The 10,411-nt window shown below is 39.5% G+C and carries 11 protein-coding genes; 5 read left to right on the forward strand and 6 right to left on the reverse strand.

The window, feature by feature from the left end; genetic code table 11:
• Positions 1 to 17 precede the first annotated feature (17 nt).
• On the forward strand, positions 18 to 773 hold the full coding sequence (locus ACTHN6_RS15685) for a TIGR02757 family protein (RefSeq protein WP_440436717.1): 756 nt from the start codon (positions 18 to 20) through the stop codon (positions 771 to 773).
• A 224-nt stretch (positions 774 to 997) separates the two neighbouring features.
• On the opposite strand, the gene ACTHN6_RS15690 is transcribed toward ACTHN6_RS15685, so the two are convergent.
• Complete coding sequence (locus tag ACTHN6_RS15690; RefSeq protein WP_440436718.1) at positions 998 to 2,419, reverse strand: T9SS type A sorting domain-containing protein; 1,422 nt, start codon at positions 2,417 to 2,419, stop codon at positions 998 to 1,000.
• 668 nt (positions 2,420 to 3,087) lie between these two features.
• Between ACTHN6_RS15690 and ACTHN6_RS15695 the strand changes: the two genes are divergently transcribed.
• A complete protein-coding gene (locus ACTHN6_RS15695) occupies positions 3,088 to 3,177 on the forward strand; it encodes a DUF2400 family protein (protein WP_440436719.1) in 90 nt (29 codons plus the stop codon).
• Between the two features lie 77 nt (positions 3,178 to 3,254).
• Here ACTHN6_RS15695 and ACTHN6_RS15700 read toward each other — a convergent pair whose 3' ends face one another.
• The 3 genes from ACTHN6_RS15700 to ACTHN6_RS15710 all read right to left on the reverse strand — a co-directional run bounded on the left by ACTHN6_RS15700 (position 3,255) and on the right by ACTHN6_RS15710 (position 5,970).
• Entirely contained in the window at positions 3,255 to 4,307 is a 1,053-nt protein-coding gene (locus tag ACTHN6_RS15700; protein ID WP_440436720.1) for a hypothetical protein, read from the reverse strand.
• Between the two features lie 230 nt (positions 4,308 to 4,537).
• Positions 4,538 to 5,191 (reverse strand): GIN domain-containing protein, encoded by a 654-nt coding sequence (locus ACTHN6_RS15705; RefSeq protein WP_440436721.1) that lies wholly within the window; start codon positions 5,189 to 5,191, stop codon positions 4,538 to 4,540.
• Between the two features lie 113 nt (positions 5,192 to 5,304).
• The gene (locus ACTHN6_RS15710) at positions 5,305 to 5,970 is read right to left on the reverse strand and encodes a type 1 glutamine amidotransferase (RefSeq protein ID WP_440436722.1); all 666 of its coding nucleotides are present in this window, start codon (positions 5,968 to 5,970) and stop codon (positions 5,305 to 5,307) included.
• Between the two features lie 176 nt (positions 5,971 to 6,146).
• Here ACTHN6_RS15710 and ACTHN6_RS15715 point away from each other — a divergent pair, with 176 nt between their 5' ends.
• Together ACTHN6_RS15715 and ruvB are read left to right on the forward strand one after the other, a co-directional pair.
• The gene (locus ACTHN6_RS15715; RefSeq protein WP_440436723.1) at positions 6,147 to 6,767 is read left to right on the forward strand and encodes a class I SAM-dependent methyltransferase; all 621 of its coding nucleotides are present in this window, start codon (positions 6,147 to 6,149) and stop codon (positions 6,765 to 6,767) included.
• 230 nt (positions 6,768 to 6,997) lie between these two features.
• Positions 6,998 to 8,032 (forward strand): Holliday junction branch migration DNA helicase RuvB, encoded by a 1,035-nt coding sequence (gene ruvB, locus ACTHN6_RS15720; RefSeq protein ID WP_440436724.1) that lies wholly within the window; start codon positions 6,998 to 7,000, stop codon positions 8,030 to 8,032.
• 13 nt (positions 8,033 to 8,045) lie between these two features.
• On the opposite strand, the gene ACTHN6_RS15725 is transcribed toward ruvB, so the two are convergent.
• The gene (locus tag ACTHN6_RS15725; protein ID WP_440436725.1) at positions 8,046 to 8,336 is read right to left on the reverse strand and encodes a GNAT family N-acetyltransferase; all 291 of its coding nucleotides are present in this window, start codon (positions 8,334 to 8,336) and stop codon (positions 8,046 to 8,048) included.
• A 174-nt stretch (positions 8,337 to 8,510) separates the two neighbouring features.
• Here ACTHN6_RS15725 and carB point away from each other — a divergent pair, with 174 nt between their 5' ends.
• Complete coding sequence (gene carB / locus ACTHN6_RS15730; protein WP_440436726.1) at positions 8,511 to 10,157, forward strand: carbamoyl-phosphate synthase large subunit; 1,647 nt, start codon at positions 8,511 to 8,513, stop codon at positions 10,155 to 10,157.
• Positions 10,158 to 10,267: 110 nt separating this feature from the next.
• Here carB and ACTHN6_RS15735 read toward each other — a convergent pair whose 3' ends face one another.
• Positions 10,268 to 10,402, reverse strand: a complete 135-nt coding sequence (locus ACTHN6_RS15735) for a hypothetical protein (protein ID WP_440436728.1) — start codon at positions 10,400 to 10,402, stop codon at positions 10,268 to 10,270.
• Positions 10,403 to 10,411: the final 9 nt, after the last annotated feature.

Genomic DNA, 10,411 nt, shown 5'->3' on the forward strand with positions numbered 1-10,411 from the left:
TTGAGCAGTATATAAGTATGTACCGATTGAAAGAATTTCTCAACAGCAAATTTGAATTATACAACCAGCCTTCTTTTATCAAGGATGACCCCATCAGCATTCCCCATCTTTTTACCAAAAAGCAGGACATAGAAATCGCGGGTTTTTTTGCCAGCATTTTTGCCTGGGGTAACCGGAAAACAATTATCAATAAGTCAAAGGAATTGATGAAGTTGATGGATATGCAGCCGCATGAATTTTGCGTGAATGAAGATTTGAAAAGACTGAAAAAATTATTGGAATTTAAACATCGCACTTTTAATACAACCGATCTTTTATACTTTATTGAATTTTTGCAATATCATTATCGTCATAATAATTCCCTGGAAACTGCATTCACCAAATGGGGCGGTACTGTTGAGCAAATGTTAACCGGGTTTCATCATTATTTTTTTAGTTTGGAAGATGTGCCGCTTCGAACTAAAAAACATATTGCAACGCCAGAAAAAAAATCAAACTGTAAACGCTTGAATATGTTTTTGCGGTGGATGGTGCGCAATGATAATAAAGGCGTTGATTTTGGCTTATGGAAAAATATCAGTCCTTCCCAATTAATTTGCCCGGTTGATTTGCATGTAGCAAGGGTTGCGAAACGCTTGAATTTATTGCAACGTAAACAAACCGATTGGAATGCTGCACTTGAATTAACAGCACAGCTTAAAAAGTTAGATGCCAACGATCCTGTTAAATATGATTTTGCCTTGTTTGGCTTGGGAGTGATGGAGAAGTATTGATATAAAGATGAGAAACCAAGTCTCTTATTAAAGCAAATTTTCCTGTTTCATTCTCAGCGGTATCAGACTGGCTTAGTTTCAAAAGACTGGGCCAGTCTGTATTATCGCTATTAATCTGTAATATAACCTCATCTGTTGCATCAGAGTAGTTAGTATAATTATTACTACTATCCGCTAAAGCTTTTTGCCAATGTGTACAGCTTTATCCGTTTTAATAATATAATTTATTCCTTTATAAAACTCTTTTTTACTATTCCTGTCGCGTCGCTCACAGAAACATAATAAATGCCAGGATGTAAGCTGCTTATATCACATCGTAAACTTTCATCGTTGCTAATTTGTTTAAATACCAACATTCCGAAAGCATTGGTAATCTCAACTATTTTTTTAGTGTGTTGTTTCAACCCTGTAATAGTGATATAGTTATTTGCAGGGTTAGGCTGTAGCATAATGTTGGATGATAATTGTATTTCTGTAGAAATATTTTGAAAAGAAGCAACATGGCCGGCTTTGTATCTTGCCAGCCCGCCGCTGCCACTGACTATAATCTTATTATCTGTTTGAATAGCCATATCCAACGCTTGTTCTGAACCACCAAAATCGGTAATCGTTATTCCGTTGCTGCCAAATTTTTTATCAGGAAGACCTGAAGGAAGGTAACGGGCTATGGCAAAATCTGTATTTGTTCCATTATTTATGCTGCCTGCGATAATTATTTTTCCGTCTTTTTGTATTGCAACTGAATTGGCTTTAAACGAAAGGTGCTTTTTCCCCCTTTCTCCAAAAGAGGTATCAATTTTCCCGTTTGACTGAAATTGTATTAATGTAGAATCAGCTGTAACTACAACAATTTTATCATCAGGTAATACTGCTACATCCAATCCTTCTAAATTATTTTGAAGTACCGTATTGCCTTTTTTCCCAAAAGTCTTATCTATTAAACCATTCTTGTTAAACCTGAATAAATTGAATTTTCCTTCAGAACTTCCTGTTATAATAACTCTGCCATCAGCCTGCGCGTCCATAGCATTGCATATATCATATATACTGAATTGTATATAAAAGTCTTTATCTTCAACTCCGTTTTTTTTAAATCGTATTGCTGCTATGCGCTGTATGCTAAAATCATTGTTTGCGATGGATATAATAAAATTTCCATTGGGTTGAATTATAATACCCGAAGCAGTTGCGCCCCATTGTGCCACAGGCACTTCAACCTGTCCGTTGGTGCCAAAACTGCTGTCTATCAAACCTGTTGATTTAAAACAGGCTACACAAAGAAAAGCTTCCTGTATATCCCCATTAAACACACCTGATGCAACAATGATTTTCCCGTCGGGCATTGCTGCAACCTGGTTTGATGATTGCAGTAAATATGAAGCCATAAATACTGTTGATGCTGTTCCTCTGTTTCCAAAGTTCCTGTCTATTTTGCCGTTCTTTAAATAACGCGTTATACTAACCCGATTGCTCCCGCTGCTGGTAGTAATCAGGATCTTGCCATCTGGCTGTAGCGCAATTGATTGACCGCCGGTAATCACTGTCTTTCCATTTACCCCAAAATTGCTGTCTAAGCTTCCGGGTTGTGCATATAAAAAAGAAATAATTGTCATTAAGGCAATTAGAGTGGCTAAAGTTTTTTTCATAGAAGTATATTTTAAAATATTTGTGAAAGCAATCAGTTTTGTGTTACAGTTATTGCACCTTCGGGTAGTTATTAAAATAGATGGCATTTTCCGTAGTAAAAGGGACGGATATCCAGCCGGTAATATGCGCCTAAAAACGTTGCTGGCGGTTGAATTTGTTTTCATAGTGAAAGTTTTTAGTTTGTTGGACTGAAAGCATATTCATCATCATTGCCACCCAAACCTTTTGCCAGTCGATATTTCCTGCATTTTCCTTCTGCACAATGTAAACTGTCAGCTAACTCTTCTCCCCATTTACATAATACAGGCCATTTAAAATATTGCCGCTTATAGAGTAGTAATTTGAATTGCGAAGAATGGTTTTTACTTTGTTGGTGTCTCTTCTTGATTTAAGTAATTCGATTTGTAATGAATCAATTTGATTTTGTTGCTCATAACTTCTTATACCCGCAGTTATTAAAAGCAAAAAGAAGATAAATCTATTAATATGGGTATGGTTATTTCGATATACGGTATTTAGTTTTAGCATAATGCAGTCATTAAGGTTGATAAAATTGGTATGCTAATTTAATGATAATTTTATTTAAGGTCTACCTTTCTTTAAAAATTACATTTCGGGTTCATACGCTATCATCGAAAGCAAACCGACTGGGAATGCCGCCGTTGAATTGACAACAGAGCTTGAAAAATTTGATGCCAATGATCCTGTTAAATATGATTTTGCCTTGTTTGGTTTGGGAGTGATTGAGAAATATTGATACTGGTATAAAAGCTACAGATGCATAGATTTTTATCTGTGCATCTGTGGCTAAACTTTTTTATTGAGTTTTCACTATCAATAATTCTTCGTAACCGTTACCAGCCCTTTTGGATAATCACGATAATAAACTTCGTTTTCATTTGTAAAAGGCATGGTTTGGCCGCCTGCAATATCCATCCATGCAAAGGAAGAAGCGGGTTGCAGTTTGGTGCGTATTGACGCATGACCATACATGAGATAAACACTGGCATATACATAAAAAGTATGCGTATTTATTCCATTCAGGTTATAGTCTTGCGGGAAATGTATCATATAGTTGTCTCCATCACGCACGGTTGTTGTATTTATCGTTTGGCCATATTCATCTTTAACAATCAGTTTGTTTCTTATCCTTGTGTTTGAACAGTTAATATGCAATGGTAAATTATTAATGCCCAGCGAGCCGCCTTTGGAAATATATTGAAGTTCCATTATGCGGGTTAAGCCCAAATGCAAAACGTCGGGATCATAGATATTAAGTCCTAATTGGGGCCTGGCGCCTGTTATCATCATTTGCGGTGACAGCGGAGAAGCAAGGCTTTGCAATAAAATATAAGGGCTTGTTTTATTAACGAAATCAATACTGATCAACTGCACAGAAACAGTGTCGCCGCTTTTTACATTGCCCGTTACTGAAGGCACATTGTAATGAATAGTGAATGTAACCGGTACCATACTGCCATCACCAGGTAATTCAATATCGGTGCCGTTGATGGTGGTAATAGCTTTAGCTTGTCCATAATAAGATGTGGGGCTGAAAAAGGCAGGTATATCTTTTGTGAAAATTGACAAAGCATCATTTTCATTCGTTTCATATGCAAGAAAGGTAAATGCCTGTATTTGTATGCCTGGTTTCTTTGCCGCAAAGTTCAGCGTGAATTCAGCTGTGCCATTGCCATCTGCATTGGCTATAAATTGTGTTTTGGTTGTGGAAGCCCAGTCTATGCCGGGCGTTTTTACAGGCCCGTCGGTGGATGAGGCCAGGCTGTTTTTATTTGATGATACCTGGTTTATGTCTGCTGTTTCTTTTATGCAAGAATTGAGCAGTAAGAGCATGCATGCGCATGCGGCGATATTGGTTCTTTTCATAAGATATGGTTTAAGAATGTTTAATGATTGGTTTAGTTTAAAAAAGCTAACATTTAATTCAGGGCCTGTAATTTTTCCGGAACTAAGTATTTTCAGTATTAAACGTAGGAAATGCTGTAATGGCAGCAAAATTTATTTAAATAAAACCCGCAATAATTTATTCACTTTTCCTGTAAATAAAAAGCCTCAATCAAATCCTTGATTGAGGCTTTTTTACAAATGATATTTTGTTATAATTTAACCACTGTGCCGCTGCCACTGATATCGGTTGTAATCTCACCCGGCTCTCCTTTATAAGACACTTTCCCATTACCTGAAATATGCACGTCAAGTTTATCCTGAACGGAAAGTGTTATTGTTCCATTGCCTGATAATTCCACTTTGGCCGATTTTGATGTAACGCCCAACGTTGCAATATCGCTGTTGCCGCTTGACTGAATAGTATAGTTGTTCACATTCATTTCATCAATACTTATATCAGCATTGCCGGATGTTGAAATGGCAAGGCTTTCCGTATTATTATAACTGCCGGTGGCTTTTATTGGCGAAGAACCATTTGAGGTTAGCGCATTAAAGCCCGGCATGGTTATATACACTTCAATATTATCGTTCCTTACATTAAGATTATCGCGGTAACGCAGGTTAAGTGTATTGCCACTTACATCTGTTTTATAATTGGAAACAAGGTTCTGGTAACCTTTTACTTTCACTGTAATTTCAGGGGCATAAGACACATATATCTTTGCACTTCCAAACGTGCTTATTGCATTGAAATTTCCGGTGCTTCTTTCTTCTGTAATTATGCTGCCCGTGCCCCGTACCACATCTTTTTCACACGATGCGAAGAATAAGGCTGCCATACAAATTGCAAATAATTTTTTCATTATTATGTTTTAAGCAAACATTATTATTTGAATGTATTGCATAAAACACAAGCTGCATCAATTGCTATAAAGCTGCCATGAACGGTACAAAAGCTATGCGGGCAGCCATAGTATCAATGCAGGTCAACAAAAGTGTCTAACAATTTATACATGTAACCTTTTTGTAAACTTATATGCCGCTGCGTTAATATTTTTAATTCTTCTTTCGTTTGCACATACTCATCTTTTGCCAGCTCTGCCCGTTCATGCGCTGTCATGCCATCCAGCAAATCTTCTTTTACTTCCATATGAAATTGCAAACCTGCCACATGATTATTATATACAAAACCCTGTTGCGCACAACCTTTTGTTTTAAAAAGATGAATTGCGTTTGGTGGAAGGGTGAATGTATCTCCATGCCAGTGAAAAGTGGTGAATGTTTGGGGCAGTCCATCAGTAAGCGGATGCAGCGCAACTTTTTCAACCGGCAACCAGCCGATTTCTTTTGTTGTATGCGGGAATACGCCTGCGCCTAAAGCCTCCGCTATAAATTGCGCACCAAGGCAAATGCCCAGTACTTTTTTTCCGGCGTTGATAGATTGTTTGATGAAATCTTTTTCAGCAGCCATCCAGCTATATTTATCTTCTTCATATACACCCATAGTGCCGCCCATAATTACGAGCATATTAAAAGAACCTAATGAAGGGAAAGTAGCGGCTTCAAAAACTTTTGTATAAGAGGTGGTATAATTTTTTGCTGCCGCCCGGTCTGCAATGGAAGCGGGATGTTCAAATGGCATGTGTTGTATGAAGTGAATATGCATACGCAGTTTCCTGAAGTGAAGTTTGTACTTTGTAATTAATTTAGACTGTTTACGCAAATGTAAGTGCCTCAAGTTTCTACGGGCGGTAATATGTTTGTGTTTTTAAAGCCCGGAGGCTTCGCAGAATGCATAAGTTCCTATAAAATTCAACTATGGGGAATATTACTAATAAAAAACACTGGGAATCAATTTACGAAACCAAAAATTCTGATGAAGTAAGCTGGACGCAGGATGTGCCAAAAACTTCCCTTGATTTTATTCATTCATTTTCATTAAGAAAAGATGCGCAGATAATTGATGTTGGCGGCGGCGACAGCCGGCTGGCGGATTTCCTGCTTGATGAAGGATATGAAAATATTACGGTGCTTGATATTTCTTCCAAAGCGCTTGAAAAAGCAAAACAACGTTTGGGCAACAGAGCTGAAAAAGTGAAATGGATAGTGTGCGAAGTGACTGAATTTGAACCAACCACTATTTATGATGTTTGGCATGACCGCGCTGCGTTTCATTTTCTTACAGAGGCAGCACAGGTATCAAAATATCTGGATATTGCACGAAGATGTGTAAGGGGATTTATGATGCTTGGTACGTTCTCAACAACTGGCCCTTTGAAATGCAGCGGGCTGGAAATAAAACAGTATGATGAACAATCTTTAACTGCACAATTGCAAGATGGATTTGATAAATTAAAATGCATAACAGAAGATCATATAACACCGTTTAATACGAAACAGAATTTTTTGTTTTGCAGCTTTAAAAGGAATCCGGGTTGATATTAAGAAAAGCCCGGAGACTGCAGGGCGGCAGGCATTGGCTGAATAATGATAGGCGGCTGCAGTGTGCGACGCAACGAAGCTCAATGCATATTCAGTAGGCGGTCTCATTCTATTTCATCAATAAACAGCGTGCTGTTTTATATAAAATGATTGATGGCTGATCCTGCGCTGCTGTAAGAACGATAACTTTGAGAAAATTATTGGCGATATTATTTTGATTAACTAACATGGCGAATCCTAATTTACATAATGAGAAATCGCAGTTGAGTGTTGACGAAAAAGAGTTTGAAAACAACATTCGGCCTAAACAGATTGTTGAGTTTGCAGGGCAGCAGCAACTGATAGAAAATCTTATCATATTTATTAAAGCGGCGAAAATCCGCGGCGAAGCGCTGGATCATGTTTTATTTCATGGCCCGCCGGGTTTGGGCAAAACAACGCTGAGCAGGATTGTAGCGAATGAGCTTGGCGTAAACATCAAGGAAACCAGCGGCCCTGTAATTGAAAAGCCCGGCGATCTTGCGGGTTTATTAACGAACCTTGAGCCGAATGATGTTTTGTTTATTGATGAGATACATCGTTTAAGCACCGTTGTGGAAGAATATTTGTATGCGGCAATGGAAGATTTCCGGATTGATATTATGATTGACAGCGGACCAAATGCAAGAAGCATACAGCTTAATCTCAATCCCTTTACATTGATTGGTGCAACCACGCGAAGCGGTTTGCTAACAGCGCCGCTGCTGTCAAGGTTTGGCATTAAATCGAGGCTTGAATATTATAATGCTGAAACCCTGAAGAGGATTATTGAGCGCAGTGCTTCTATATTAAATACCTCCATTTCAACAGATGCCGCCAGTGAAATTGCAGGCCGCAGCCGCGGCACGCCAAGAATTGCCAATGGCTTGCTGCGCCGTGTAAGGGATTTTGCCCAGGTATTGAATGATGGTATTATCGATATTGGCATTACCCAACATGCATTAAAAGCGCTGAATGTGGATGAACATGGATTAGATGAAATGGATAACCGTATTTTATCAGCCATCATCGAAAAATTCAAGGGCGGCCCTGTTGGTATTACAACCATTGCAACCGCCGTTGGTGAAGAACCGGGAACCATTGAAGAAGTTTACGAACCTTTTTTAATACAGGAAGGTTTTTTGCAACGCACGCCGCGTGGAAGGGAAGTAACCCATAAAGCATATGAACATTTAGGCAAAAAACCAGGCAATGCAGGTTTTGCAGGTTCATTGTTTAGCTGATATGCTAACCGGGCTAACTAAAGCTTTTATCAACTACCTCATTGTATTCAGGATGGCGTTTTAAATAGGAGGCTACAAAGGGGCAATACACCATTACTTTTTTCTTATGCGCCTTTGCCCACTCCAAAGCATGTTTTGCCAATACCGACGCAATGCCTTTGCCTTCAAGCTTAGGCGGCACTTCTGTGTGCATCAATGCAATATCATGTTTATAAAAACGATACACTAAAATGGCCACTTCACCTTCAGCATGCACTTCAAACTGTTGCTGCTGCTCATTATTTATTACTTCATAATCCGGCATAGAATAAATTTAATGATGATACTATTTTGCGAAAGATAATATTTATATATATAAGCAGGTTCCCATCTTTATAAGGAAACCGTTTCAAAAGTTCTCCCTAAAAAATTCACATAAAAAACTTAAGGTTGCCCAAAATAAATTTCAGCAGGTTACATTTGCGCAATTTATATTTCTATGCCTAAAGACAATTCCATTCAATCGGTTTTAATTATTGGTTCAGGACCTATCATTATTGGCCAGGCCTGCGAATTTGATTACAGCGGCTCGCAGGCAGCCCGCAGCCTGCGTGAAGAAGGCATCAGGGTTACGCTTATCAACAGCAATCCCGCCACTATTATGACCGACCCAATGATGGCCGACAAGGTTTATCTTTTGCCCCTAACGCCTGAAAGCATTGAGCAGATTTTACAGGAGAACGAGATAGATGCTGTATTACCAACCATGGGCGGGCAAACAGCATTGAACCTCTGCATTGAAACAGATGAACTGGGTATTTGGGAAAAATATAATGTACGCCTCATCGGTGTTGATATAGACGCTATAAAAGTGGCCGAAGACCGCGAAAAGTTCAGGCAGTTAATGCTTGATATAGATATTAAAGTGGCGCCCAGCAGGGTGGCGAACAGTTTCCTGGAAGGAAAAGAATTCGCCCAGGAAATTGGTTTCCCGCTGGTAATCCGCCCTTCATTCACCCTTGGCGGCACTGGCGGCGGTTTTGTGCACGATAAAGGCGAACTGGATGAAGCCCTGCAGCGCGGTTTGCAGGCGTCGCCCATTCATGAGGTGCTGGTTGAAAAAGCGGTACTTGGCTGGAAAGAGTTTGAACTGGAATTGCTGCGCGATAGAAATGATAATGTGGTTATTATCTGCACGGTTGAAAACGTAGATCCTATGGGCGTTCATACCGGCGACTCCATCACCGTTGCTCCGGCCATGACATTAAGTGATTCTGCTTTCCAGGAAATGCGTAACCAGGCCATCAAAATGATGCGCAGCCTCGGCAATTTTGCGGGTGGCTGTAATGTGCAGTTTGCTATTGATCCTGAAACAGAAGATATTATTTCGGTTGAGATTAACCCGCGTGTAAGCCGGTCTTCGGCTTTAGCAAGTAAGGCAACAGGTTATCCAATTGCAAAAATTGCAGCGAAACTGGCTATTGGTTTTACATTGGATGAACTCAAGAATCAGATCACCAAAACAACTTCAGCCTATTTTGAACCGGCACTGGATTATGTAATTGTAAAAGTGCCACGCTGGAATTTTGATAAATTCAAAGGCGCCGATGATACGCTGGGCCTGCAAATGAAAAGTGTTGGCGAGGTAATGGCCATCGGCAGGAGCTTTACAGAAGCCATTCAGAAAGCCTGCCAGAGCCTGGAGAATGAAGCTGTTGGTTTAGGTTATTATGGAAAGAGCATGATGAAAAGCGATGAGCTGATCGAATACATCAAAACGCCGAAGTGGGACCGTATTTTCCGCATAAAAGATGCACTAATGCAGGGCGTAACCATTAAAACAATTGTGCAGGCCACCCGCATAGACCGCTGGTTTATTTACCAGATACAGGAAATTGTAAGAATTGAAAAGCTGATTGCACAGCATACGCTGGAAAACCTGCCGGAAGATCTTTTAAGAGAAGCCAAGCATAATGGTTTCAGTGACGAGCAAATTGCCCGTATTTTAATTGACCGCTGCACGGATGAAGAGGTGTATGAGAAACGTAAGGCGCTCGGCATAACCCGTATTTATAAAATGGTTGATACCTGCAGCGCAGAGTTTGAAGCCAAAACTCCGTATTTCTACAGCAGTTTTGAAGGGTAAAGTCAGGGTAAATAAAATTGAATTATTGAATATTGGTTTCTGCTTTAATTTATAACTAACAAAAAAGCTGTTCCGGAAGGAACAGCTTTTTTAATTTATACAGAAAACAATTAAGCAGAAGCAGCTGCTTTTTTAGTTGCCCATTCAATTAAAATATCGGCTACCAGCGGGCGTGAAAATTCAGAAGGCGGACGTTGGCCGTTTGCCAGCATCTCACGCACTTTTGTGCCGCTTAAAGAAACAATATCAGGATT

This window comes from Parafilimonas sp., from assembly GCF_051953455.1.
Lineage (GTDB): Bacteria > Bacteroidota > Bacteroidia > Chitinophagales > Chitinophagaceae > Parafilimonas.

Coding starts and splice junctions, on each gene's coding strand:
- ACTHN6_RS15685 (WP_440436717.1), top strand. CDS start 18: ATGTACCGATTGAAAGAATTTCTCAACAGCAAATTTGAATTATACAAC.
- ACTHN6_RS15690 (WP_440436718.1), bottom strand. CDS start 2,419: ATGAAAAAAACTTTAGCCACTCTAATTGCCTTAATGACAATTATTTCT.
- ACTHN6_RS15700 (WP_440436720.1), bottom strand. CDS start 4,307: ATGAAAAGAACCAATATCGCCGCATGCGCATGCATGCTCTTACTGCTC.
- ACTHN6_RS15705 (WP_440436721.1), bottom strand. CDS start 5,191: ATGAAAAAATTATTTGCAATTTGTATGGCAGCCTTATTCTTCGCATCG.
- ACTHN6_RS15710 (WP_440436722.1), bottom strand. CDS start 5,970: ATGCCATTTGAACATCCCGCTTCCATTGCAGACCGGGCGGCAGCAAAA.
- ACTHN6_RS15715 (WP_440436723.1), top strand. CDS start 6,147: ATGGGGAATATTACTAATAAAAAACACTGGGAATCAATTTACGAAACC.
- ruvB (WP_440436724.1), top strand. CDS start 6,998: ATGGCGAATCCTAATTTACATAATGAGAAATCGCAGTTGAGTGTTGAC.
- ACTHN6_RS15725 (WP_440436725.1), bottom strand. CDS start 8,336: ATGCCGGATTATGAAGTAATAAATAATGAGCAGCAGCAACAGTTTGAA.
- carB (WP_440436726.1), top strand. CDS start 8,511: ATGCCTAAAGACAATTCCATTCAATCGGTTTTAATTATTGGTTCAGGA.